At 67.0% G+C, this 24,977-nt stretch carries 22 protein-coding genes; 20 read left to right on the top strand and 2 right to left on the bottom strand.

The genetic code is table 11. The annotated features are described in order from the left end of the window. The first annotated feature begins 108 nt into the window (after positions 1-108). Both IEW22_RS03905 and IEW22_RS03900 read left to right on the top strand, forming a co-directional pair. The gene (locus tag IEW22_RS03905) at positions 109-633 is read left to right on the top strand and encodes a gamma carbonic anhydrase family protein (protein ID WP_188585291.1); all 525 of its coding nucleotides are present in this window, start codon (positions 109-111) and stop codon (positions 631-633) included. Then, complete coding sequence (locus IEW22_RS03900; RefSeq protein WP_188585290.1) at positions 630-1,319, top strand: uracil-DNA glycosylase; 690 nt, start codon at positions 630-632, stop codon at positions 1,317-1,319. The genes IEW22_RS03905 and IEW22_RS03900 overlap by 4 nt, the downstream gene beginning before the upstream one ends. Positions 1,320-1,501: 182 nt before the next feature. On the opposite strand, the gene rpmB is transcribed toward IEW22_RS03900, so the two are convergent. Further along, positions 1,502-1,693: a 50S ribosomal protein L28 gene (gene rpmB, locus IEW22_RS03895; RefSeq protein WP_188585289.1), complete on the bottom strand. Its 192-nt coding sequence runs from the start codon at positions 1,691-1,693 to the stop codon at positions 1,502-1,504. A 278-nt stretch (positions 1,694-1,971) separates the two neighbouring features. Here rpmB and IEW22_RS03890 point away from each other — a divergent pair, with 278 nt between their 5' ends. The 14 genes from IEW22_RS03890 (at position 1,972) to holA (ending at position 18,696) form a co-directional block, all read left to right on the top strand. Then, positions 1,972-3,657 (top strand): DAK2 domain-containing protein, encoded by a 1,686-nt coding sequence (locus IEW22_RS03890; protein ID WP_229742156.1) that lies wholly within the window; start codon positions 1,972-1,974, stop codon positions 3,655-3,657. Then, entirely contained in the window at positions 3,654-6,050 is a 2,397-nt protein-coding gene (locus tag IEW22_RS03885) for an ATP-dependent DNA helicase RecG (RefSeq protein ID WP_188585288.1), read from the top strand. The genes IEW22_RS03890 and IEW22_RS03885 overlap by 4 nt, the downstream gene beginning before the upstream one ends. 768 nt (positions 6,051-6,818) lie before the next feature. Then, positions 6,819-7,502 (top strand): HNH endonuclease family protein, encoded by a 684-nt coding sequence (locus IEW22_RS03880; RefSeq protein ID WP_229742155.1) that lies wholly within the window; start codon positions 6,819-6,821, stop codon positions 7,500-7,502. 97 nt (positions 7,503-7,599) lie between these two features. Next, entirely contained in the window at positions 7,600-8,871 is a 1,272-nt protein-coding gene (locus tag IEW22_RS03875) for a glutamate-5-semialdehyde dehydrogenase (RefSeq protein ID WP_188585287.1), read from the top strand. Next, complete coding sequence (locus IEW22_RS03870) at positions 8,868-9,779, top strand: AAA family ATPase (protein ID WP_188585286.1); 912 nt, start codon at positions 8,868-8,870, stop codon at positions 9,777-9,779. Before IEW22_RS03875 ends, IEW22_RS03870 begins: the two co-directional genes overlap by 4 nt. Then, a complete protein-coding gene (locus IEW22_RS03865; protein WP_229742154.1) occupies positions 9,776-11,194 on the top strand; it encodes a vWA domain-containing protein in 1,419 nt (472 codons plus the stop codon). Before IEW22_RS03870 ends, IEW22_RS03865 begins: the two co-directional genes overlap by 4 nt. A gap of 40 nt (positions 11,195-11,234) precedes the next feature. Beyond that, positions 11,235-12,137, top strand: coding sequence for a nicotinate-nucleotide adenylyltransferase (gene nadD / locus IEW22_RS03860; protein ID WP_188585285.1), 903 nt, complete (start codon positions 11,235-11,237; stop codon positions 12,135-12,137). A gap of 3 nt (positions 12,138-12,140) precedes the next feature. Further along, positions 12,141-12,509 (top strand): ribosome silencing factor, encoded by a 369-nt coding sequence (gene rsfS, locus IEW22_RS03855; protein ID WP_188585284.1) that lies wholly within the window; start codon positions 12,141-12,143, stop codon positions 12,507-12,509. Beyond that, the gene (locus IEW22_RS03850; RefSeq protein ID WP_229742153.1) at positions 12,506-13,210 is read left to right on the top strand and encodes a histidine phosphatase family protein; all 705 of its coding nucleotides are present in this window, start codon (positions 12,506-12,508) and stop codon (positions 13,208-13,210) included. Before rsfS ends, IEW22_RS03850 begins: the two co-directional genes overlap by 4 nt. Next, complete coding sequence (gene octT / locus IEW22_RS03845) at positions 13,207-13,965, top strand: diglucosylglycerate octanoyltransferase (protein WP_188585283.1); 759 nt, start codon at positions 13,207-13,209, stop codon at positions 13,963-13,965. The genes IEW22_RS03850 and octT overlap by 4 nt, the downstream gene beginning before the upstream one ends. Next, on the top strand, positions 13,962-14,882 hold the full coding sequence (locus IEW22_RS03840; RefSeq protein WP_188585282.1) for a DegV family protein: 921 nt from the start codon (positions 13,962-13,964) through the stop codon (positions 14,880-14,882). Before octT ends, IEW22_RS03840 begins: the two co-directional genes overlap by 4 nt. A 231-nt stretch (positions 14,883-15,113) precedes the next feature. Further along, a complete protein-coding gene (locus tag IEW22_RS03835) occupies positions 15,114-16,049 on the top strand; it encodes a ComEA family DNA-binding protein (RefSeq protein ID WP_229742152.1) in 936 nt (311 codons plus the stop codon). 3 nt (positions 16,050-16,052) lie between these two features. After that, the gene (locus tag IEW22_RS03830; protein WP_188585281.1) at positions 16,053-17,816 is read left to right on the top strand and encodes a ComEC/Rec2 family competence protein; all 1,764 of its coding nucleotides are present in this window, start codon (positions 16,053-16,055) and stop codon (positions 17,814-17,816) included. Then, a complete protein-coding gene (gene holA / locus IEW22_RS03825; RefSeq protein WP_188585280.1) occupies positions 17,725-18,696 on the top strand; it encodes a DNA polymerase III subunit delta in 972 nt (323 codons plus the stop codon). Before IEW22_RS03830 ends, holA begins: the two co-directional genes overlap by 92 nt. Positions 18,697-18,965: 269 nt before the next feature. On the opposite strand, the gene rpsT is transcribed toward holA, so the two are convergent. Continuing rightward, entirely contained in the window at positions 18,966-19,226 is a 261-nt protein-coding gene (gene rpsT / locus IEW22_RS03820; protein ID WP_188585279.1) for a 30S ribosomal protein S20, read from the bottom strand. A 408-nt stretch (positions 19,227-19,634) separates the two neighbouring features. Between rpsT and IEW22_RS03815 the strand changes: the two genes are divergently transcribed. From IEW22_RS03815 to IEW22_RS03800, 4 genes are all read left to right on the top strand, one after another. Next, positions 19,635-20,702, top strand: a complete 1,068-nt coding sequence (locus tag IEW22_RS03815; RefSeq protein WP_229742151.1) for a sulfotransferase family protein — start codon at positions 19,635-19,637, stop codon at positions 20,700-20,702. A gap of 169 nt (positions 20,703-20,871) precedes the next feature. Continuing rightward, complete coding sequence (locus IEW22_RS03810) at positions 20,872-22,656, top strand: circularly permuted type 2 ATP-grasp protein (protein WP_188585277.1); 1,785 nt, start codon at positions 20,872-20,874, stop codon at positions 22,654-22,656. Continuing rightward, positions 22,656-23,639 (top strand): alpha-E domain-containing protein, encoded by a 984-nt coding sequence (locus IEW22_RS03805; protein WP_188585276.1) that lies wholly within the window; start codon positions 22,656-22,658, stop codon positions 23,637-23,639. Before IEW22_RS03810 ends, IEW22_RS03805 begins: the two co-directional genes overlap by 1 nt. Then, a complete protein-coding gene (locus IEW22_RS03800; RefSeq protein ID WP_188585275.1) occupies positions 23,636-24,484 on the top strand; it encodes a transglutaminase family protein in 849 nt (282 codons plus the stop codon). The genes IEW22_RS03805 and IEW22_RS03800 overlap by 4 nt, the downstream gene beginning before the upstream one ends. The last annotated feature ends 493 nt before the right edge of the window (positions 24,485-24,977 follow it).

Genomic DNA, 24,977 nt, shown 5'->3' with positions numbered 1-24,977 from the left:
CTGGGGACGGACCGGTGGGCGGTGGTTGCCGAGCGGTGTGGGTGTCGACCGGTATGGGTGTCGACCGTGTGGGCCACGGCACATCGGCGCTGGCGTAGATTGACGCGCATGCCCGTTTACGCACTCGGTGATCGTGAGCCCACTTTCGGCGCGGACGTTTTCGTCCATCCCGACGCGGTCGTCATCGGCGACGTGACGCTCTCCGACGGGGTGTCGGTGTGGCCCGGCGCGGTCCTGCGCGGTGACTACGGGAGCATCACCGTCGGTGCGCGCTCGAACATCCAGGACGGAACCGTGGTGCACTGCACCCAGATCCACCCCACCGTGATCGGCGCGGGCTGTGTGGTCGGGCACAACGCGCATATCGAGGGCGCGGTGATCGGCGACGACTGCCTGATCGCCTCGGGTTCGGTGGTGCTCAACGGATCGACCGTCGGCTCTGGATCCATCGTCGGGGCCGGTGCGGTGGTCACCTTCGGATCGACCATCCCGGAGAAGTCGATGGCACTGGGTGTTCCCGCGAAAGTGCGTGAGGGATATGAGGTCTCGACCGGGCACGTCGCCTTGAACGTCGACGTCTACGTGGAGAACGCCAAGTTCTACCGCGAGAATCTGCGTCGGCTCGACCGATGACCGCCCCGGCCCGTCCGCTCGCCGAGGTGATCGACCCCGAGTGGGCACAGGCGCTCGAGCCGGTCGCCGACGTCATCACCGACATGGGCCGGTTCCTGCGCGAGGAGATCGCCGCGGGCAGAGGGTATCTGCCCGCCGGCGCGAACGTCCTGCGCGCCTTCACGCAGCCGATGAGTACCGTGCGGGTGCTCATCGTGGGGCAAGATCCCTACCCCACACCAGGCCATGCAGTCGGATTGAGTTTCTCGGTCGCGCCCGACGTACGTCCCGTGCCGCGGTCGCTGGCCAACATCTTCACCGAGTACACCGACGACCTGGGTTACGAGCGTCCGGTCAACGGTGACCTGTCGCCGTGGAGCGATCAAGGGGTCCTTCTGCTCAACCGCGTGCTGACGGTCTCACCGGGCGCTCCGGCGTCGCATCGTGGCCGTGGCTGGGAGAAGGTCACCGAATGCGCCATCCGCGCGCTCGTGGCGCGCGAACAGCCGCTCGTCGCGATCCTGTGGGGGCGTGATGCGGCATCCCTGCGTACGCAGATGCCCGACGTGCCGGCCATCATCTCGGCGCACCCCTCGCCGTTGTCGGCAAGTCGCGGATTCTTCGGTTCGCGGCCGTTCACTCGAGCCAACGCGGCCCTGGAGTCGCTCGGTGCGCAGCCGGTCGACTGGCGGCTGCCCACTGCGTGATCGCGCTCTGATCGCGTGATCAGTTCGTGGTGTGCGTCGCTGCGAGGCGCCCGGGCCGGCCGACATCCACGCGGGTAGGGCACAAAAACACCGCCGAGGCACTGTGTGCTCGGCGGTGTTCTCGATATGAACGGTGCGCTGATCACCGGCCGCCAGGCGACCGGCATACAGCCAAGGGCGTTTCAGCCGCGGGTGACCTTGCCGGCCTTGAGGCAGGAGGTGCACACGTTGACGCGCCGGTGGTTGCCAGGGGCGACCTCAGCGCGAACGGTCTGAATATTCGGGTTCCAGCGCCGGTTGGTGCGCCGGTGCGAGTGCGAGACCGACTTCCCGAAGCCGGGGCCCTTGCCGCAAACGTCGCAAACGGCAGCCATCGTCGAACTCCTCGATAGTGTGAACAGGTTCATCGGCGCCTGGGCTCGTCGCTGACGACGGCCACAGGGCAACCGCTCAAGAGTAGCCGTAGACACCCGTGGGTTCCAAATGCGCCTACCGGACCATCTTTCGCCGCCCATCATATCGGTTGCCGACCGCAGCGCCGACATGGCCGGTCCGACCCGGGCTCACAGCGGTGCCGCCGACGGTTGCGTCGTGGTGTCGGTGGCGGGATCTAGGCTGACAGGACAGTCGAGTCGAAAGGTGGTGTGGCGCGGTGGGGGGTGAGGGTCGCACCGGCGGCACCGTGACGGTGTCCCCGCAGCTGTTGTGCGACTGGGCGTGCCGCGCGGCCGAGGATCTGCGCGCGCACCGCGGCGAGATCAACGACCTGAACGTTTTCCCCATCCCCGACTCCGACACCGGTGCCAACATGGCGCACACGATGTCGGCTGCGGCCGCTGCCGCCGACGACGTCGAGCGTGTCGGTGACGACGCCGCCCAGACCGTCGCCGTCGCCAGGGCCATGTCCGACGCCGCGGTCGGGTCGGCGCGCGGTAACTCCGGGATCATCCTCTCGCAGCTTCTCGTCGGGCTCGCCGATGCGGCCGACGACGTGGCCGTCGGCGGGCACGTCGCCTTCACCGACCTCTTCTCGCGTGGACTGCGCCTGGCATCACGAGCCGCACACCGTGCGGTGAGCAATCCGGAGAAGGGCACGGTGCTGACCCTCCTGGAGGAATGTTCGACCACCGCCGACGAGCATGTCGGCAGTTCACCGGCCGATATGGCCCGTGCCATCGCCGATCGCTGTGCCGAGGCGCTGGAGGACACCACCGATCAGCTCCCCGCGCTGCGCAATGCGGGAGTGGTCGATGCCGGTGGCCGGGGACTCCTCGTTCTCCTCGATGCGCTGGTCGCCGTTCTGACCGGCGTGCAGGTGCGCCGGCGCGTGTACCGAGGTGCCCTCGCCGGTGGTGGAGATCCCCTCGGCCATCCGGCCGACGCGGTCGATGACACCGAGGAGATGGACTACGAGGTGATGTACCTGTTGTCGCAGGTCGACACACCCCGCATCTCCGAGTTGCGCGAGACGCTCGATGAACTCGGTGACGCGGTGGTCGTGGTCGGCGACAGTTCGGACGCCTCCGCCGAGCGGTTCTCCGTGCACGTCCACACCTGCGAGCCGGGCAGGGCCGTGGAAGCCGGCCTCGAGGTCGGCGAGGTCGCCGACATTCGCATCAGCTGTTTCGCCCTCGACCGCACGCGGGCCGGGATCGACCCCGGTGCGCCCGCACCGGCGCATCGCCGCGCGGTGTTCGCCGTGGTCAAAGGTGCCGCGGCGGCGGAGTTGTTCGAGTCCGAGGGCGCGTCGGTGATCAGATCCGACGAGCAGCCGCTCACCGCCGAGCGACTGGGTGCCGCAGTGGCCGACCTCGATGCGGGTCACACGATCGTGATGGCCAACGGTGCCCTGCCCGCACAGGATCTGCTGCCGGTGGCGGCCGATCTGCGCGGCCGTCAGCGCACAGCGGTGTTCCTGCCGACACTGTCGATGGCGCAGTGTCTGGCCGCGATGGCGGTGCACGACCCCGATGCCGCTCCCGACGCCGATGCCTACGCGATGGCGCAGGCAGCCGCGTCGACCCGCTGGGGTGCGGTGGTGCGAGCCGCCGAACCCGCACTGACGCTCGCCGGCGCGTCACAGGCCGGGGACTACCTCGGTCTGGTCGGTCTGGATGCCTTCGTCGTCGACCGCGACGTCGCGGTGACCACGGCGGCGCTGGTGGATCTGATGCTCACCACCGGTGGCGAGCTGGTGACATTGCTGACCGGTGCCGACCTCGACGACGCGGTCGCCCAGAAGGTGGTCGAGCACATCCATCACACCCATCCCGGGGTTGAATGCCACATCCACCGCACCGGACAGACCGACGAACTGGTTCAGGTGGCCATCGAATGACCGTGTCGCTGACCACCGATCTCGTTGAACTGCTCGGTCCGGCGCAGGCGGCGTTGTTCGCCGAACAACTCGACCTGCACACCGTCGGGGAGTTGATCCGACTGCGCCCACGCAGCTATGTGCGGCGCAACGGCGTGTCCAAGTCCGCGGAACTCGTCGAAGGCGAGTGGGTGACCCTGGTCGCCACAGTGGTCAGTGCCGAACTGAAGACGATGCGCAATCGACCGGGCAAGCTCCTCAAGGTGCTCCTCGACGACGGCACGCACAAGGTCGAGGCAACCTTCTTCAACCCGTTCGCAATCGCGAGGCAGGTCCGAACCGGGGTTCGGTTGATGGTGGCGGGCAAGCTGACCCTGTTCAACGGGAGTCCGCAACTGACACACCCCGACTGGATGGTGATGCCCGACGACACCGACCAGGTGGAGCTCTCCTCGGTCGGGTCGGAGTTGTTCTCGGCGTTGAACTCTCTTCTGCGGGATGCCGCCGAGGCTCATGAACGCAGTGCCGACGCGAGTTCCGGCGATGACGGTGGCCGGAACATCTCGCTGCCCACCGGTAGCGAGATGTTCGAGCGCGACATGGTTCCGATCTACCGCGCCACCGCGAGCTTGCCCACATCGACGATCATGGGCGCGGTGGCCGTTGCGCTACTGCAGCTGCCCGAACTCGACGACGCTCTGAACGCGCAACAGCGACATGAGTGCGGCGACCTCATGAGCGAGGATGAGGCGATTCGCGCCATCCACCAGCCGCGCAGTGAGGAGGAGATCGAACGCGCGCGGACGAGGCTCAAGTTCGATGAGGCCCTGGCGCTTCAGCTGGCGCTCGCGCAACGTCGCTATGCCGACCGCGGACGACGGGGGCCGAGCTGTCCGCATGTTCCCGGTGGTCTCGAAGACGCTCTACGACAACGGCTTCCGTTCGAACTCACCGGCGGCCAGGAGCAGGTCATCGAGGAGATCGGTGCAGACCTGGGTTCCGGGGAGCCGATGAGCCGGTTACTGCAGGGGGAAGTCGGATCGGGCAAGACGCTGGTGGCGCTGATCGCGATGCTGCGCATGGTCGACAACGGATATCAGTGTGCGCTCATGGCCCCCACCGAGGTGCTCGCCGCTCAGCACCTGCGCAGTATCACCACCATGCTCGGCGACCTCGCCACGGCCGGCGAACTCGGCGCAGCAGACGGCGCGACGAAGGTGGTCGCGCTGACCGGGTCGATGCGTACGGCTGCCAAGAAGGCGGCGTTGCTCGACGTGGTCAGTGGCACCGCGGGCATCATCATCGGCACCCATGCGCTGCTCAGCGACAACGTCACGTTCTTCAACCTCGGTCTCGTCGTCGTCGACGAGCAGCATCGATTCGGTGTCTCCCAACGTGATTCGCTGCGTGAGCGCCGCTCCGACGACGTCATCCCGCACCTGCTGGTGATGACGGCGACACCGATCCCGCGAACGGTGGCGATGACCATCTACGGCGACCTCGAGACGTCGATGCTCACCGAGATGCCCAAGGGACGCGCACCGGTGCAGACAACCGTGGTGCCCGCGCGCCGCACCGACTGGGTGGCGCGGACGTGGGAGCGACTGGCCGAGGAAATCCAGAGCGGACGGCAGGTGTATGTCGTCTGTTCGCGTATCGGCGACGAGGACAGCGGCAGCTCGCGTCGCGCCGGGACGAAGGGGTCATCGAAGGCGAAGAAGTCCAGCGCCAAGTCCAGCGCCCGTGGCAAGCCCGACAAGAACGGGACTGCTCAGGGGAGCGTTGCTGAGGGGAGCCAGGAGAAGACGGTCTCCCTGCTCGACCTCGAGGGGATCGTACGCAGGGGTCCGTTGGGACAGTTCCGCGTCGCGACACTGCACGGACGGATGCCTGCCGACGAGAAGGCCGCGGTGATGGATGAGTTCGTGGCAGGTGAGATCGACGTGCTGGTGTCGACCACCGTGATCGAGGTGGGCGTCGATGTGGCAAATGCCTCGGCGATGCTCATCGTCGACGCGGATCGCTTCGGGGTCAGCCAGCTCCACCAGTTGCGTGGGCGTGTGGGCCGCGGACGTCATCGCGGACTGTGTCTGCTGCTCACCGCAGTCACACCGCAGTCGCCGGCGTGGGCGCGGCTGGAGGCAGTCGCCGGGTCGACGGATGGATATGAACTGGCGCTGGTCGACCTCGCCGCGCGACGTGAGGGCGACGTCTTGGGGGAATCGCAATCCGGCGAAGGCGTGGTGCTGCACTATCTGTCGCTGCTGGAGGACGGCGACGTCATCGACGCGGCCTACATTGTCGCCGACGCCGCGGTAGGTGCCGACATCACGCTCTCGTCGCAACCGGCGATGTCCGGCCTGGTTGATGCGGTCTTCGCCAGGCACCAGGTCCGCTACCTCGACAAGGCGTGAGATCCGTACGCATCCGGGGAATCGACCGCGTCGAGACTCCGACATCGCGCCTGGGTGGTGGCCGAGACCGCAGACGCCGCGCGTGAGTTGGCGTGTGGGTATTCGTCGTAGTGCGCATTATCCGCGCCGCATCGGACGCCATCGCGTATCCGGCACCGGATGATCCACGCGGCGTGGGCGGCCGACGGTGACCTTCTGGTCGCTGATCGGGTGTCGACGCGCTATGTCGGCACCGCAGGCGGGGTGTCGCCTGTGAACTGGTTGCGTTTGTGAGATCGGGTTCACGAACTGGTTGCGTTTGTCGGGGCACGTTTACGAACTGGTTGCGTTTGTCGGGGGGCGCTCACAAACTGGGTGCGTTTGTTGGGGGGCGTTCACGAACTGGTTGCGGTTGTGCAGGCGCAACCAGTTTTGAGATGCGCACCCATTGCAATGGATGCGTACGTGAGAAGTGGTTGCGTCCGGACAGACGCAACCAGTTTTGAGGGGGCGCGTTCGCGCGGCGACCCACGCAACCAGTCCGCACAGACGCAACCAGTTCTGAAATTCGCGCCCATTGCAAAGGATGCGTCGGCGTGAACTGGTTGCATCTACACAGACGCAACCAGTTCCAAGGGAGCGCGTTCGCGCGGCACAGACGCAACCAGTTCCCCGGCGGCGTCGACGCCAACGCTGGGCCAACGCAAGGATGAGGGAACCGAATCGGCACCGCGCGCGTCCAAGTGTTCGGGGGATGGAGAGACCGTCACCGCGAATGCCGAGGGGGAGATGATGCGGGTGTCGCCGCGGATGTGGTTGGCGCTCACGGCGTTCGCGGTGATGGCGTCGATCGTCGCGGTCACCACTGTGGCGTCAGAACAGAGTCACCGCAGCAGCAATCCCGCTGCGGCACGGTTTCTCTCGGCGCTTGGTCGGCTCCGGGTCGAGCCGCGCCACCATGATCGTTCTTACGACCGCAGCCGATTCGGCACCGCCTGGAGCGATGACAGCGATGCGCAGGGCGCGCACAACGGTTGTGACACACGCAATGACATCCTCACCCGCGATCTGCGTGACCGCCGCTTCACCTCGACCGACAAGTGCCCGAAGGCCATCGACGCCGGTGAGTTCAGGAGCCCCTACACCGGCACGTGGATGCGGTTCCGTCGAGTCACCGCTGCGGCGGTGCAGATCGACCACGTCGTGGCGCTGTCATATGCCTGGGATATGGGTGCCAAGGAGTGGTCGGATCGGCTGCGACTGACCTTCGCCAACGATCCGGCGAATCTGGTGGCCGTCGACGGTCCGTCGAATCAGGACAAGGGAGACGGTCCGCCATCGCGGTGGATGCCGGCGAACAAGGGATTCCACTGTCGATATGCGGCGCAGTTCATCACTGTCGCGAGCGCCTATGGACTGGCCCTCGATCCCGACAGCGTGGGTGTGCTGCGCACCGCGCTGAGGAGGTGCTGAGCGTGCCCGGCAGCCCGAGGCCACCGCACGGGAATGATCGGACACTTCCGACGGTAGAATCGATGAGACACATCCCACACCGATCCTCGAGGTTGCATTGAGCGCACCGACTGTCGACAACGCCGCCGACGCCGGATCCGATACGGTTCTGGCGCTTGCCCGCGCGGCCAAGGCCGCTTCCCGCGAACTGGCGGTGACCACCACCGCCACCAAGAATGCGGTCCTGCGGGCTGCCGCTGATGCGATCGAAGCAGGTCAACAGGCAATTCTGGCGGCCAACGCCGACGATGTCGCCCGTGCCGAGGCCGCTGGCACGTCGAGCAGTCTGGTCGATCGGCTGCGGCTGACACCCGAGCGCATCGGCGGTATCGCCGACGGTCTGCGTCAGGTGGCCGCCCTCGCCGACCCGATCGGCAATGTGGTCACCGGACGTTCGCTTCCCAACGGGCTCGCGCTGCGTCAGGTGCGCGTCCCTCTCGGCGTCGTCGGAATCGTCTACGAGGCCCGGCCCAATGTGACCGTCGACGCCTTCGGTATCGCGCTGAAGTCGGGTAACGCCGCGGTGCTGCGCGGCTCGTCGTCGGCGGCGAGCTCCAACGCCGCCCTCGTATCGATCCTGCGCGAGGCTCTCACCGCCCACGCACTGCCCGCCGACGCCGTGGTGCTGCTGCCCAGCCACGACCGCAGCTCGGTCACCGAGCTGATCCGGGCACGCGGAATCGTCGACGTGGTCATCCCACGAGGCGGTGCGGGACTGATCTCGACCGTGGTCCGCGAGGCGACCGTGCCGACCATCGAGACGGGTGTGGGCAACTGCCACATCTACGTCGACGCCGGGGCCGACCTCGACGTCGCCGAACGCGTGATCGTCAACGCCAAGACGCGCCGACCCAGCGTGTGCAACACCGCCGAAACCGTGCTCGTAGACCGCGCGATCGCCGACACGGCGCTCGAGCCGATCCTCTCGGCATTGCAGGCGCACGGCGTGATGATCCACGGCGACGAGCCCGGGATGATCCCGGCGACCGAGACGGACTGGGCCGACGAGTACCTGTCACTCGACATCGCGGTGAAGGTGGTCGACGGCCTCGACGGTGCCATCGAGCACATCGACACCTACGGGACCGGACACACCGAGGCGATCATCACCGAGAATCTCGCAGCGGCAACGGAGTTCACCACGCGCGTGGACGCCGCCGCGGTGATGGTCAACGCCTCGACCGCGTTCACCGACGGTGAGCAGTTCGGTTTCGGCGCCGAGATCGGCATCTCGACGCAGAAACTGCACGCGCGCGGCCCGATGGGTCTCGAGGAGCTCACGTCGACCAAGTGGATCGCGTGGGGTTCGGGCCAGACGCGGTCGGCGTGAACGCCCCACGAGGCGACGACGCCTTCTTCACCGACGTAGCGCAGCTCCAGGCCGCACTGACAGCGACGAACTATCTGCCCGATGCAGCGACGTCGACCTCGGCGTTCCTCGCCGATCGGCTCGGCAAACCACTGCTGGTCGAGGGTCCTGCCGGAGTCGGCAAGACCGAACTGGCGCGGTCGTTGGCCACGGCTGCGGGCGCCGAGCTGATCCGGTTGCAGTGTTATGAGGGCATCGATGAGGCGCGCGCCCTCTACGAGTGGAACCACGCCAAGCAGATCCTCGCCATCACCGCCGGCCAGAGTCGCCTCGGTGACACTGCCGGGGGATGGGATGCGGTGAAGACCGACATCTTCTCCACCGAGTTCCTCCTGGCACGTCCGCTGCTGCAGGCGATCCAGCGCACCGAACCCACCGTGCTGCTCATCGACGAGATCGACAAGGCAGACGTCGATGTCGAGGCGCTACTACTGGAGGTGCTCGGCGAGTTCTCGGTCACCATCCCCGAACTCGGAACGGTGACGGCTGCCCGACGTCCGCTGGTCATCCTCACCTCCAACGCCACGCGGGAACTGTCCGAGGCGCTCAAACGGCGCTGTCTGTATCTCTACATCGATTTTCCCGACCCGGCGCGTGAGCGCGAAATCCTCGCCGCTCGGGTTCCCGATCTCACGGAAAGCGTTGCCCGCGAACTGGTTCGGATCGTCGGTGTGCTCCGATCCCTCGATGTGCGCAAGAAGCCGTCGGTTGCCGAGACGATCGACTGGGCCAATACTCTGCTGGCACTGGGTGCGGGCCGTTCGGCGGGTCGCATCGACGACTCACTGATCGCACGGACCCTGGGAGTGGTTCTCAAACACCGCCCCGACGTGACGACCGCACTCACCGAGCTCAAGCTGCGGCCGTGACCAGTGATGCGGTGGTGTCGGGAGCGCACCTCGTCGATCACCTCGCCGAGTTCGTCGAGGAGTTGCGCCGGCGTGGCATCGACGCCTCGGCGACCGCACTGATCGACGCCGCACAGGCGATGGCCGTACTCGACCTGCTCGACCGCGAGAGCCTGCGTGAGGGACTTGCGGCCACACTGCTCGACGACCATCTGCAGCGACCTGCCTTCGACGTACTGTTCGACCTGTGGTTTCCCGCGGGCGAGCGCGTCGACACCCGTGAGCTGAGGCTGCCGACCGACAGCGACGGGAACGTCGACACCAGTGCGGCGCGAGAGCAACTGGCTCAACTGCTCGCCGATCCGGACGCCGAAGCCGACGGTCGTCTGGCGACGATGGTCGCGATGATGGTCGAGGAGTTCGGCAAGTACACCTCGACCCGCGGCGAGGCGTATTCGGCGTATCAGGCCAACACGACCATCGATCCGCAGACGCTGATCGCGGCCATCGCCGCCGCGATGGCCGCAGATGCCGGGGACGACGCCGACGGCACGCAGGCGCGCTACCGCAGCGCCGCGCGTGATCGCGCCGCCACGGTGCGCGCGATGGTCGAGACCGAGACGCAGCGACGGATGGCGGGTGTGCGGGGCCGCGATTCGGTCGCCGCGCATGCGGTGCCGCAGCTGGCGCAGAACATCGCATTCCTGTCGGCAGGTGCGGCCAAACAGGCGCAGATCCGCAAGACGATCCCGCCGCTGGCGCGCCTGCTGGCGGCGCGGCTCGAGACGCGGCGCCGACGCTCCCACCACGGTGCGATCGACATCCGGCGTACGTTACGGGCCTCGATGTCCTCGGGTGGCGTGCCGATCGACCTGGTGCGCCGCAAACCCCGGCCCGGGCGACCAGAACTGGCCATCCTGTGCGACGTGTCGGGCTCGGTGGCCGGCTTCTCCCAGTTCACACTGCATCTGGCATCGGCATTGCGCCAGGAGTTCTCCCGTGTGCGGGTCTTCGCCTTCGTCGACACCGTCGACGAGGTGACCGACTACTTCGAGCGTCGCGGGGCCGACTCGCCCGACTTCGGTACGTCGATGGCCGCCATGCTCTCACAGGCTCGGCTGATCACCCTCGACGGTCACTCTGACTACGGACATGCGTTCACCGAGTTCGCCACTCGGTACGCCGACTCGCTGACCCGGCGCGGGGCGCTGCTGATCCTCGGTGACGCCAGGACCAACTACGGCGATCCCCGCGTGGCGGTGCTGGCGAAGCTGGTCGATCAGGCCCGCCACGCCTACTGGCTCAACCCCGAGCCCAAGGAGAACTGGGATACCGGCGACTCGGTCGCCTCGACGTACGGCGAGGTCATCGAGATGTTCGAATGCCGCACCGCGGGGCAACTGGGCGAGGTCATCGCCGGACTTCTGCCGGTGTGATCCGATGACGATCCCCGCTGCATCCGTAGACTCGTCTCTCATGTCACAACGCGAGCTCCGAGCGCAGGCCCCCGGCGGTGCCCGGCGCCGCCGGCTCGGCGTGATGGGTGGCACATTCGATCCCGTCCACAACGGACACCTCGTCGCCGCCAGCGAGGTGGCCGACGAGTTCGACCTCGACGAGGTGATCTTCGTCCCCACCGGCCGCCCGTGGCAGAAGCTGCGCGATCCCGTGTCCGAGGACGACGCGCTCTCGGCGGGTAAGCGTGCCGTCAGCCACGCCGAGGACCGCTATCTGATGACGGTGATCGCCACGGCATCGAATCCGCGGTTCTCGGTCTCTCGTGTCGACATCGACCGTGAGGGGTTCACCTACACCGTCGACACATTGCGCGACCTCCATCGCGTTCACCCCGACGCCGACCTCTTCTTCATCACCGGCGCCGACGCGCTCGAGTCCATCCTGTCTTGGCAGGACTGGCGCGATCTGTTCGAACTGGCTCATTTCGTCGGAGTGAGCCGACCCGGATACGAGCTCGGTGCGGCACATCTCGCGTCGTACCTGCGTACGCTGCCGCCCGACGCCCTGACACTCATGGAGATCCCCGCGCTGGCGATCTCCTCGACCGATTGCCGTGAACGAGCGGCTACGGGCCGTCCGGTCTGGTACCTCGTGCCCGACGGTGTGGTGCAGTACATCCAGAAGCGCCGGCTCTATCAGGCCGTGAGCGCCGAGAACCCGGGCACGTCCGATCCCTCCTGGACTCCGGAAACAGAACACGAGTCACCGCAGCCAGAACACGAGTCGCCGGAGGGCGCGCCCGGGTCTCCTGCCGGACGGGCGCCTGTCCACGACCGTGGCGAACCACCGGCCCGGTCGCACCCGGTGACCGAACCCTCCACCCGAATGTCGCAGACGCCGAGTCCCACCCAGAAAGGTTGACCCTTGGTCGCTTCGCCCGAGTCCGTCCAGATGGCCGAGATCGCCGTGCATGCCGCACGAGACAAACTGGCCGACGATGTGGTTGCCATCGATGTCTCCGAGCAACTCGTGATCACCGATGTCTTCGTGATCGCCTCGGCCGACAACGAACGACAGGTCAGCGCCATCCTCGACGAGGTGGAGGACAAGCTCCGCGAGGCCGGGTACAAGCCGGTCCGCCGCGAGGGGACGCGCGAGGGGCGTTGGGCCCTGGTCGATTACGTGGAGCTCGTGGTCCACATCCAACATGCCGAGGAGCGTGAATTCTATGCGCTGGAACGGTTGTGGAAGGACTGCCCGATCATCGACATCCCCGAGGACGCCGCGTCGTGAGCACCACCCCCGACAACACCGACACCAGTGTGGAACGGCTCGAACCGGTGGTGCGACGGCTGATCCTGATGCGGCATGGGCAGACCGAGTACAACGCAGGCAGTCGGATGCAGGGTCAGCTCGACACCGATCTGAGTGCCCTGGGCGTGCGGCAGGCCGACAGTGTTGCTGCCGTTCTGGCCAAACGCAGTCCGCGGCTGATCATCTCCTCTGATCTCACGCGAGCACACGAGACCGCTCGCGCGCTGGGCGAGCGTACGGGGCTACCGGTGCAGACCGACGAGCGGCTGCGCGAGACCCACCTGGGGGAGTGGCAGGGGCTCACCCACTATGAGGTCGACGAGCTCCACCCCGGTGCACGAACGTCGTGGCGGGACGACGCGCGGTTCACCCCGCCCGGCGGTGAGAGTCGCGTCGATGTGGCCCGGCGCGCGGTCCCCGTGGTCACCGACCTGGTCGAGGGACTCGACGAGTGGGGTATCGGACCGGACGGCGAGTCGCCGGTGGTCCTGGTCGCTCATGGCGGGGTGATCGCGGCGATGACCGCGGCCCTGCTGGGCCTGCCCGAGAAGAACTGGCCGCTGTTCGGCGGACTGTCGAACACGAGCTGGGTCCAACTGTCCGGACACGGTGAGCAACCGGTGTGGCGACTGGATGTGTGGAACGCCTCGGCAGAGGTGTCCGACGCCGGAGTGCAATGACCGCGGCCGCCGGTGACGTCGACGGTCCACGGTCGCCGGCGATGATCGTTTTCGGTGACTCACTGGCCTATTACGGTCCCGCCGGTGGTCTCGCGGCCGACGATCGCCACATCTGGCCGAATCTGGTCGGGCGGCGAGTGGGCCTGGACGTGGAACTGTTCGCCCGGATCGGTTGGACGAGTCGCGACGTGTGGTGGGCGCTGACCCAGGATCCGCGCGTGTGGGCGGCGATTCCGCGCGCGCAGGTGATCGTGTTGGCCTACACGGGGATGGACTCGTTGCCGTCGCCGGTTCCCACCGCCCTGCGCGAGCAGATCCGCTACATCCGACCGCCCGTCGCACGCCGCGCTGTGCGGGCGGCCTATGGGTGGGTGCAGCCGCGGCTGTCGCCGGCGGGTTGGCCGATGGCCTTGCCGCCGAAGCTGACGGTGTACTACCTCGAGAAGGTGCGCAGCGCACTGGCCGCGGTGGTGCCCGACGTCCCGATCATCGCGATGACCCCGCCCACACACGTCTGCGACGCATACGGTCATGCCCATCCCGGACGCGATCGCACCACCGACGCGGTGACGGCATGGGCACACCGGCACGGGATCACACTGATCGACCCCGGTCGCATCACCGCAGCGCATCAGGCCGTCGGTGACACCAACCCCGACGGCATCCACTGGAGTCTGGCGACCCATCGTGAGGTTGCCGACGAGGTGGCGCCGGCGGTGGCCGACGCCCTCGTGATGAGAGCAGGTGCCAGATGACCGTGTCCATCGTCACCGATTCCTCATGCCGGCTGCCGGCCTCGGTCCGTGAACGCTATCGAATCCGGCAGGCGCCGCTGCATCTGCTGCGCGGCGACGAGGATCTGCTCGAGGACGTCGACGTCATCGGCCCCGACGTCTACGACGATCCCGCCACCACCACCGCAGGCAGTTCGCCCGACGAGCTGCGGGAGCAGTTCGAAGCGGCACTGGAGGATTCGGGTTCCGACGGGGTGGTCGCGATCCTGATGTCACGGCGACTGTCGGGGACGTGGAGCGCCGCGCGGCTGGTCGCCGATCACTATCCCGATCGGGTGCGGGTGGTCGATTCCCGTGCGGTGGGGCTGGGCCTGGGCTTCGCGGCGATCGCTGCGGCGCAGGCGGCGCAGGCGGGCGCCGACCGCGACGGGGTGTACGAGGAGGCGATCAGGGCATCGTCGACCGGTCATTCGCTGATCACCCTGCAGACCCTGGACAATCTGCGCAGCGGCGGCAGGATCTCGGCGGCGACCAGACTGTTCGGATCGGCACTGTCGATCAAACCGGTACTCACGCTCGTCGACGGCATGCTGGTGGTCAAGGAGCGTCAGCGCACATTCTCCAAGGCGCTCGAACGGATGCTCACCGATGCGGCCGAGGAAGTCGAGGACACCGAAGTGGTTCTCGGCGTGCAGCATTGCGGTGTCGCCGATGTCGCCGACGCGGTCGCCGAGGATATGCGTTCGCGTCTGCAGGCGGTCGGGTCGGTGGTCGTCACCGATCTCGGACCGGTGCTCTCGCGCCACGTCGGGCAGGGTGCGGTGTCGGTGGTGACTTGTGAGGGTATCGCCCCCATCGAGGGCATCGAGACATCTCGCCCGGCCGGCGGTGAGTTGTCCACAGACAGCGATCGATCCACAGAAGCAGAGCGCGGCTGAGGTTTTCGCGCCGGCCTCGGGCGCGGGCCGACCTACCGTCGCGGTATGCACAGCCAGCGAAGTGCCGGGTCGCGGCGAGTGGGCCTCGACCGGCTGTTGCCGTCCGATCGGGCAGAGGTCACTCGTGTCGCGATGACCGACAACAGGATCCGACACACGTCTCGGGAAGCAGGCGAGTTCGGCAGTCGCACAGACCCGATCACCACATCACCTGGTCGGGGTCACCGCGAGGTGCCGAACGCCGCCCTGTCACCGATCGCGGGACCCGATCCCGACGAGGTCACGCGCAGGATCGTCCTCCCGCTGCGGCGGACGCCGGCCTCGTCGATGTCGTCGCTGCCGGCACCGGCCTGGCTGTACGGACCCATCGACGGGGCCGACCACGACTCCGGCGACCCGGTCGCGGCGGCCGATGAGACGGCGGACGCCGCAGATTCCGACGACCGCGGCCATCCCGGCGGGCGGCTTCGATGGCAGACATCCACGGCCGGGGCGATCGCACTGATCCTGGTTGGCCTCCTCGCCTGTGCGGTCACCGCATACAGCGTCTTCCGTTCGGATTCGAGTACTGATGTGCCAGTGCAGTTCCCGGCCTCGGCCGGACCGACCACCACCGCTCCCGGCGCGGGCGGGTCATCGTCGGCCGTCGCGACCGGTGCCGCGACGCAGCCGGCGGCGAGCGCGGGTGAGATCGTCGTCAGCGTGGTGGGTCTGGTCCGCACACCGGGGCTGGTACATGTTCCCGACGGGTCCCGCGTCGCCGACGCACTGACCCGGGCCGGTGGTGCGCGGGAGGGAGCCGACCTGCTCGGGCTCAACCTGGCGCAGAGCGTGCACGACGGTGATCAGATCCTCGTGGGATATGCCGACACCGACGGAGGTACGCCGATACGCAGCATCGTGATCTCCGACGCCCCGGTCGACGCATCCTCGGTGCAGGACTCGGGACAGGCCGGTGTCGCCGAATCCGGCGGCGCGAAGGTCGATCTCAATTCCGCGGATGTGGCCGCACTCGACGCGCTGCCCGGGGTGGGGCCGGTCACCGCCGCATCGATCCTGGACTGGCGGGAGCGCAACGGCCGCTTCACCAGCGTCGATCAGCTGGGGGAGGTCGACGGTATCGGACCGGCGCGACTGGCGCGGCTTCGTGATCTCGTCACGGTGTGATGGGTGAGTGCTCCGCGCCGCATCAACGAGGTGATCGACATACGCCTGGTGGCGCCCGCAGGAGGCAGTTGGCTGGTGAGTGCCGCGGGCATCGTCTGGCCACGGTGGGCGATGGTGGTCACGACACTGGCCGCACTCGGTGGTGCGGCTGCTCTGGCCATGGCGGGCGTGGCACGCCACCGCAGCCGCGGGAACCTCGTCTGCATGCCGGGGCGAGGAGAGCCGTCGAGTCGTCCGGTGGGACAGCCGGCGTTGGGGCGCTGGGTCACCGTCGCCGGAATCTGCGCGACCGTTGCGGCCTTCGGTTGCGCGATCGCGGTGCGCGAGCATGCCGCGGCGACCCATCCGCTGACCGCGCAGTTCGGTCACAAGACGTCGGTGACGATCACGGTCCGCGATGACCCGCATGTGATCCGCGGCGCCGGTGATCCGCGGGTGATGGTCGACGCCCTGGTACTCGAGGTGGGCCAGCGGGCGGTGCCACGGGCGCCGGTGACGCTGGTCGGCTCCGCCGAGCACTGGCTGTCGGTCACACCCGGTGCACGTGTGCGCGCGACGGCGACGGTGAGCCGGCCCCGCCAACGCGACCTCAGTGTGGCGACGATCTCCGCCGGTGCGCCACAGGTGATCTCGCAGGGTTCGGTCGTCTGGCGCGCCACCGCTGCGATCCGGCTGCGATTCGCCGAGGCCGCCGATCGTGGTCTGCCCGAAGGACAGTCGGGTCTGTTGCCCGCGCTGGTGCTCGGTGACGTCTCGGGCCTCGACCCGCTGATCGCCGACGACTTTCGCGCCTGCGGGATGACGCATCTGGTCGCGGTCTCCGGTGCCAATTTCGTCCTGCTCTGCGGCTCGGTGGTGTTGGTCGCCCAGCTGCTCGGGGCATCTCGGCGGGTGACCGATCTGGTCGCGCTGGTCGCCATCCTCGGTCTGGTCGTGCTGGTGCACCCGAGTCCCAGCGTGGTGCGTGCGGCGGTCATGGGTGTGGTGGGGGTACTCGCGTTGTCGGTGAGCAGAAGAAAGCAGGCGTTGCCCGCACTCGGCGCGGCCGTTCTCGTACTGCTGGCGTGGCAACCGGGACTGGCTGTCGACATCGGGTTCGCGCTGTCGGTCACCGCGACGGCCGGGTTGATCGTGGCGGCCACGCCGGTGCGTGAGGCCTTGCGGCGCAGACACGTTCCGCGGGTTTTCGCGGACATCCTGGCGGTGTCGTTGGTGGCGCATCTGGTGACCTTGCCGCTGATCGCGATGATCTCGGGCCGGGTGGGTGTGATGGGACTGCTCGCCAACATCCTGGTCGCTCCCGCGGTCGCCCCGGTGACGGTGATCGGCATGGTCGCACTGGTCCCGTCGGCTCTGGCGATCGGCGCGTTGGCCCCCGCGATGGGTGTGGCCGATGTGGTGTCGCGATTCGCCGGACCCGAATTGTGGTGGATGACCACGGTCGCACACGTCGGTGCGCGGGTGCCCGGGGTGACCTTCGCCGTCCGTGACGGCGGCCTGGGTGCGCTGGCCCTGATCGCCACCGGCCTGTCAGCGGTCGCGGTCGGACTCGGTTGGCGTCTGCTGGCACCGGCTCGGGTGGCGAGTCGGGAGAGGCAGTCGCGTTCACGCGCTGGTTCGGCGCCGCACCCCGGCGTGAGCGGTGGTGTCCGATCGCTCTGGCACGATGTAGTCCGTGGCCGACTCCTCCGCATTGCATCTGCTGCTCGGCGACGAAGAGTTTCTCGTCGAGCGCGCGGTCTCCGACATCATCGGCGAGGTCCGTGAGTCCTCGGCGGCGTCGGATCTACCGGTCAACCGTGTCCGCGCCGGTGACGTCGGGGCGGCCGAACTCGCCGAACTCCTGAGTCCCTCGCTGTTCGCCGACGATCGCGTGGTGGTGATCGAGAGTGCCGCCGAGGCCGGCAAGGATCCTGTCGCGCTGATCGGTGCCGCGGCCGCCGACTTGCCCGAGGGCATCACCCTGGTGGTTGCCCATTCGGATGGAGGGCGTGCGAAGGCGTTGGCGACCACGCTGCGGTCGGCGGGCGCACAGGTCCACGACTGTTCGCCCATCACCCGGGCCTCGGACCGAATGGAGTTCGTGCGCAACGAGTTCCGGACCAACGGTGTCCGCGCGGACAGGTCTGTGGTCGCCGCGCTCACCGACGCGGTCGGTTCTGGATTGCGTGAGCTCGCCGCGGCGTGCAGTCAGTTGGCCGCCGACACCGGCGGCAAGGTCGACGTGGCGGCCGTGCATCGCTACTACCTCGGGCGGCCCGAGGTCACCGGCTTCGAGGTGGCCGACAAGGCGGTGGCCGGTGATCGTGCCGGGGCGTTGGAATCACTGGCGTGGGCACGTCATCACGGCGTGGCCCACGTTCTCCTCGCCGACGCGCTCGCGGAGGCTGTACACGCCATCGCACGGGTTCGGGGGATCGGCTCGATGAACGAGAACGCCGCGGCCGCGCGAGTGGGGATGCCCCCGTGGCGTGTGCGCAAGGTGCAGGGGCAGGCGCGTGCGTGGGATTCCGAATCGGTGGCCAGGGCGCTGGTGGTGGTGTCGCGACTCAACGGCGACGTCAAGGGCCAGGCCGCAGACCCGGACTTCAGCCTGCAGGAGGCTGTCGGCGCGGTGGCCTCACTGTGTCCGGCGCCGCGTGGGTGACCAGTCCGCGATGCGGTGTCGGCCGTGGGAGTGGCCGACCCCAGCCCCGTGATACGGCAGTGGATCGGTGGGCGTGGTCTGCACCGAGGAGGGCTCGGACAACGACACTCACCCCGGCGACCGCGTGGAGAGTCGCCGGGGTGAGTGTGCCGAAAATCTGAACGGGACGCCGCAGTGGCGTGGCCCGGACCCTTGATCGCGCCAGTCACGATGCACCTGAGGGTGCCGACCGGCTGCGAGATCAGAGGGCAGAGATCAGAGGGTGACGATCAGAGCTTGTTGAACGCGCTCGCCATCGCCGACTTCTTGTTGGCGGCCTGGTTGGCGTGGATGACACCCTTGCTGGCAGCCTTGTCGAGCTTGCGGCTGGCCGAGGTCAGGAGCTCGCCGGCCTTGTCCTTGTCGCCCGCGTCGACGGCCTCGCGGAAACCGCGGATGGCGGTGCGCAGGGACGACTTCACCGACTGGTTGCTCTGGCGACGGATCTCGTTGGTCTTGATCCGCTTGATCTGCGACTTGATGTTTGCCACGCGTGTATAACCTTTGCTTCTCTCGGGTCGATCCCCTTCGAGGGATCGGTTGACCATTGTCTCGGTGCGCATCGGATCGTCCCGCTACAGCGGTGGTCCTCACCTGCGCCTGAGGGGAATCATCACCCGTCTGCGAAGACGCGCGCACGACACCCCGTGCCGACCGTCCACATTACCAGTGCACACGCCCGCGGTGAAAATCCGCAGCTCTGCACGGTGAACGTCGACGTCATCGGGTGTTCGACTATCGTAGCGGTCGGCTCGGATTCAGCCCGATCGCGGCGGCCGAGGGTAAAGCCTCATTAGTATTCGGCACTCGTGGGCCTCTTTCCTTTTTCTTCGAAACAATCCGATACCGATCGCACACCGGACACGCCGGCCACCATCCCGCCCGGGATGGAGAACCGGGTGTTCGTGCACGTCGGTCTGCCGAAGACCGGGACCACCTATCTGCAGAATCGGCTGTGGCGCAATCGCGCGACCGCACTCTCGGAATTCGGTCTGTTCGTGCCGGGTAACACCATCGAGGACCACTTCCAACTCGCCGTGCACCTTCAGCCGCAGCGCTACCTGGACTGGGTCGATCCGGCTCGCGCGAGTGCGACGGATCTGATCGTCTCGCAGGTCACCAAGTGGCCGGGCACGTCACTGATCAGCCACGAGCTCCTCGCCACCGCGACGCCCGCGCAGGCCGACGAGTTGCTGGCCATGCTGGCCGGACGTGAGATCCACGTGGTGGTCACCGTCCGGGATCTGGCCCGCCAGATTCCGTCGGTGTGGCAGGAGAACGTCAAGAATCAGGGCACGATCGGGTTCGACGAGTTCGTCAGCGGTCTGCGCACCGGGCGCGACGTCGGGCCGTTCTGGGAGTTCCAGGACTATGTGAGGGTCCTCGACACGTGGGGTGCGTCGTTGCCGCGCGAACGGGTACACGTGGTGACCGTCCCGCGGTCGGGCTCGGTGCTGTGGCCGCGTTTCGTCTCTGCCCTCGGCGCGGATCCCGACCGGCTCGACGTGACCATGCCGGCCGCCAACTCGGGGCTCTCGTCGGCGCAGGTGGAGTTGGTGCGCAGGATGAACGCCGATCTGCAGCCGGCGGACATCGACTGGTGGCGCTACGAACGCGCGGTCAAGGAAATGATGATCGGAACCGTGATGTTCGCCTCGTCATCGAGAACCGGGCGCAACCTCGAGCCCGACGATCGCCGGTGGGCGGCCGAGAAGTCCGCGGAGATGATCGACGCGGTGCGCAGGCGCGGGTACGACGTGGTGGGTGATCTCGACGACCTCGTCGTGTCGCCGGATGTGGCTTCAGACGCCTCGGGTGCCCCGTCGGAGGACGAGGTCCTCGCCGCGGCCCGCGACACGCTGGTGGGAATGATCAAGCAGTGGCCGCTGCCGTCGACCCGGCGGTCGTTCGCTGCCCGCGTGTACACCCACATCCGTGCTCGTACCCGCAAGGCCTTCGATTTGTGACGGAAACCGTTGCCGCGGTAGCGGGGTCGCCACCATCGCCAGCTGGCTCGGGTAGTTGGTCAAGCGGTCCGCGAGGGTGGCTCGGCGCGACGGGGCGCTAGGGGACTTCGCGGTCAGATCGCGTCGACTGTCGTGCCGAAACTACGCATATGTAGCACGATGTGTCCTTATGAGCCCGACATCTTCCACGGAGACCAAGAGCCCGCGAAAGCCGGCCAACGCCGCCGGCAAATCCGGGGCCGACGGGAAGGCCGCCAGGAAGACGGCCGACAAGGTGAAGCCGGCGCGCAGCACCTCTCGGAGCAAGGTGCCCGAGACCCAGACGGGGATCTTCGGCGGCTACGAGAACCTCGCCTATCCCGACGCCTACGACGAGATGTTCACCGCCGATGGCGACGTGCGTGCGGCCTACCGCGGAATCCACAAGATGATGTCAGCCTCGGATCGGGCCGACCTCGACGCACGCGTCGACGCGCTCGGTCGGGCATTCCTCGATCAGGGCGTCACGTTCTCGTTGTCGGGCAAGGAGCGTCCGTTCCCGCTCGACCTCGTGCCGCGCGTGATCTCGGCGTCGGAGTGGAGCAAACTCGAGCGCGGCATCACCCAGCGGGTGCTCGCACTCGAGATGTTCCTCGACGACATCTACGGCGAACAGCAGATCCTGCGCGACGGCATCGTGCCGCGCCGACTCATCACCTCATGTGAGCACTTCCACCGGCAGGCCTTCGGGATCAAACCGCCCAACGGTGTACGCATCCACGTCGCGGGTATCGACCTGATCCGCGACGAGCAGGGCGACTTCCGGGTTCTCGAGGACAACCTGCGCTCGCCGTCGGGCGTGTCCTACGTGATGGAGAACCGCCGCACGATGACCAGGGTCTTCCCCGACCTGTTCTCCAGCCATCGGGTCCGTGCGGTGGCCGATTACTCCAGTCACCTGCTGCGTGCCCTGCGCGCCTCGGCGGCAGCCAACGAGGCCGACCCCAATGTGGTCGTGCTGACCCCGGGCGTGGCCAACTCCGCCTACTTCGAACATTCGTTGCTCGCACGTCAGATGGGTGTCGAGCTCGTCGAGGGACGCGACCTGTTCTGCCGCGACAACGTGGTCTACATGCGCACCACCGACGGTGAACAGCGCGTCGACGTGATCTATCGCCGCATCGACGACGACTTCCTCGACCCGATGCAGTTCCGGCCCGATTCGATGCTCGGCGTGGCCGGGCTGCTCAACGCCGCGCGGGCGGGCAACGTGGTGATCTCGAGCGCGGTCGGCAACGGCGTGGGCGATGACAAGCTCGTCTACACCTACGTCCCCGAGATCATCGAGTACTACCTGGGGGAGAAGCCGATCATCGGCAATGTCCAGACGCTGCGGTGCTGGTTGCCCGAAGAGATGGAGGAGGTCCTCGACCGCATCGACGAACTGGTGATCAAGCCCGTCGAGGGTTCGGGTGGCTACGGCATCGTCTTCGGCCCCAATTCGACTGCGGCGGAACTGGAGGCGATAGCCAAGAAGGTACGCGCCGACCCTCGCGGCTGGATCGCGCAACCGGTGGTGCAGCTGTCGACCGTGCCCACCAAGGTGGGTGGCGAGTTGCGACCTCGTCACGTGGATCTGCGTCCGTTCGCCGTCAACGACGGTGAGAACGTTTGGGTGCTTCCCGGTGGGCTCACGCGAGTGGCGCTGCCCGAGGGATCGCTGGTGGTCAACTCCTCGCAGGGCGGCGGTTCCAAGGACACCTGGGTTCTGGCCAGTCGCAGCTCCGATTCCGATCGCGAACTCAGCGGCGAAGAAGTGGTCCGTGCCACCGATCTGCCCACCGACAATCAGGCCGAGCAGGGTCCCGATCTGACCACCGGTCAGCAGCAACAACAGCAACAACAGCAACAACAGCAGCAACAACAGCAGCAGGGCGGTCTTGTGGACGATCATCGTGAGGGGAGTGCGAACTGATGCTGGCTCGTAATGCCGAGTCGCTGTACTGGATCGGCCGATATGTCGAACGTGCCGACGACACCGCACGCATCCTCGATGTGGCCGTCCATCAGCTCCTCGAGGACACCACCGTGAATCCTGATCGCACGACCAGACGTGTGCTGCAGGTGCTGGGCCTTCCGCAGCCACCCGCCAAGGACGACCTGGACGTGTGGGGGCTGACCGAACTCGTCGCCTACTCGAAGAACGGTGACGGCTCGATCGTCGACTCGATCGGGCACGCGCGCGAGAATGCCCGTGGCGCAAGGGAAGTCACCTCCACTGAGACGTGGGAATGTCTGAACACCACCTATGTGGGACTCGGTGAGGCCGAGCGTCAGGCCCGCAAACTCGGGCCGAGTGAGTTTCTGGACTATGTGACCAACCGTGCCGCGATGTTCGCCGGCCTGGCCGACGCGACCCTCAGTCACGACGAGGGTTACCGCTTCCTCGTGCTCGGCAAGTCGATCGAACGTGTCGACATGACGGTGCGGATGTTGTTGTCGCGAGCAGGTGACCGTCCCGGGTCGCCGTCGTGGATGACGGTGCTGCGTTCGGCCGGTGCGGTCGACACCTACCTGCGCACCTATCGCGGTGCACTCGACGCGAGTCGCGTCGTCGAATTCCTGCTGCTCGACCGGCTTTTCCCGCGCTCGGTGTTCTATGCACTGTCGGAGGCCGAGTTCTGCCTCGATCACCTCGATCACCGGACCAACAGTCGTGTCGGTGCACGCGCGGAGGCGCAGCGCATTCTCGGGCGCGCCCGCAGCGCACTGGAATTCATGCCGCCGGGGATACTCCTGGAGGATCTGCAGCCGCTTCTGCTCGAGCTGCAGGAGACCTGCCGAGAGGTGAACGAGGCGGTGGCCGCGCAGTACTTCCACGTCTCGCCCTACGTCGCCTGGACCGACGCGGCCGCCAAGAATGATCAAGAGCACTTCATCGAGGAGAGTGAACTGTGAGCTGGCGTCTGCGCGTGCGACATTCGACCGGATTTGCTTACGGCGAGCCGGTGACGTCGTCCTATAACGAGGCGCGCCTGACCCCCCGCAGCGACGCCCGCCAGAACGTGATCGTCAATCGTGTGGAGACGCTGCCCTCGACGCGTTCCTACCGTTACACCGATTACTGGGGTACCGCGGTCACCGCCTTCGATCTCCACGCACCGCATGAAGAGCTGGAAGTGGCCGGGCTGTCGGTGGTCGAGACCGAACTCGGCGATGAACCCGATCCCGGTGAGCAGCTGGAATTCGAGACGCTCGCATCCGAGGAGGTGATCGACAGGTTCGACGAACTGCTGGTCGCCACCGGCTATGTCCCGCGTAGTCGGGCACTCACCTCACAAGCCAAGCGCATCACCAAGGGACTCGGTCCCGAGGAGGCCGTCCTCGAGGTCTGCGAGTACGTCAACTCCGAACTCGAATATGTGCCCGGCATCACCGGCGTGCACTCGTCGGCGCTCGATTCGTGGAATGCCCGCAAGGGCGTATGTCAGGACTATGCGCATGTGACGCTGGCGATGCTGCGCGGGCTCGGAATCCCGTGTCGTTACGTGTCGGGCTATCTGCATCCCAAGAAGAACGCGAAGATCGGTGTGACCGTCGAGGGACAGTCGCATGCGTGGATCGAGGCGTGGACCGGCGCGTGGTGGGGCTACGACCCGACCAACAATGTGCCGATCAACGAACAACACGTATCGGTGGGCATCGGACGTGATTACGCCGACGTGCCCCCCCTCAAGGGCATTTACACCGGTGGTGGCGCAACCGATCTCGACGTGGTTGTGGAGATCACGCGCCTGGCGTGAGGGCTGCCTGCTGGGGACGTGGTTGTGGCTCGTACGAACTGGTTGCGTGTGTGAGAACTGGTTGCGCGGATGCGGACGCATCCATTTTTCGTAGACGCAACCAATGCAATGGGCGCGGCTGTGAGAACTGGTTGCGTGTGTGAGAACTGGTTGCGCGGATGCGGACGCATCCACTTTTCGTAAACGCAACCAATGCAATGGGCACGGCTGTGAGAACTGGTTGCGTCCGTACGAACTGGTTGCGCGGATGCGGACGCATCCACTTTTCGTAGACGCAACCAGTGCAATGGGCGCGGCTGTGAGAAGTGGTTGCGTTTGTACAGACGCAACCAGTTTCTTTCCATCGAATTCGGCGCGTTGCTGCAGCGCGACGCCGTGTCATACGCATGGCGGTGTCATACCCTCGAAGCAACGGTAGCCGAGAGGCGTTGGTGGACAGGGGTTGTAGTGGGGCGCAGGATGTTGACGATCGAGGATCGAGCGGAGATCGCCA

Origin of the sequence: Gordonia jinhuaensis (genome assembly GCF_014639795.1) — a bacterium.
GTDB classification, from domain to species: domain Bacteria; phylum Actinomycetota; class Actinomycetes; order Mycobacteriales; family Mycobacteriaceae; genus Gordonia_B; species Gordonia_B jinhuaensis.
This window is presented reverse-complemented; position numbering and strand designations above follow the sequence as displayed.

Bases quoted from the DNA above. Each gene is read 5' to 3' on its own strand.
- IEW22_RS03905 (WP_188585291.1), top strand. From the start codon at position 109: ATGCCCGTTTACGCACTCGGTGATCGTGAGCCCACTTTCGGCGCGGAC.
- IEW22_RS03900 (WP_188585290.1), top strand. From the start codon at position 630: ATGACCGCCCCGGCCCGTCCGCTCGCCGAGGTGATCGACCCCGAGTGG.
- rpmB (WP_188585289.1), bottom strand. From the start codon at position 1,693: ATGGCTGCCGTTTGCGACGTTTGCGGCAAGGGCCCCGGCTTCGGGAAG.
- IEW22_RS03885 (WP_188585288.1), top strand. From the start codon at position 3,654: ATGACCGTGTCGCTGACCACCGATCTCGTTGAACTGCTCGGTCCGGCG.
- IEW22_RS03880 (WP_229742155.1), top strand. From the start codon at position 6,819: ATGATGCGGGTGTCGCCGCGGATGTGGTTGGCGCTCACGGCGTTCGCG.
- nadD (WP_188585285.1), top strand. From the start codon at position 11,235: ATGTCACAACGCGAGCTCCGAGCGCAGGCCCCCGGCGGTGCCCGGCGC.
- octT (WP_188585283.1), top strand. From the start codon at position 13,207: ATGACCGCGGCCGCCGGTGACGTCGACGGTCCACGGTCGCCGGCGATG.
- IEW22_RS03840 (WP_188585282.1), top strand. From the start codon at position 13,962: ATGACCGTGTCCATCGTCACCGATTCCTCATGCCGGCTGCCGGCCTCG.
- IEW22_RS03810 (WP_188585277.1), top strand. From the start codon at position 20,872: ATGAGCCCGACATCTTCCACGGAGACCAAGAGCCCGCGAAAGCCGGCC.
- IEW22_RS03805 (WP_188585276.1), top strand. From the start codon at position 22,656: ATGCTGGCTCGTAATGCCGAGTCGCTGTACTGGATCGGCCGATATGTC.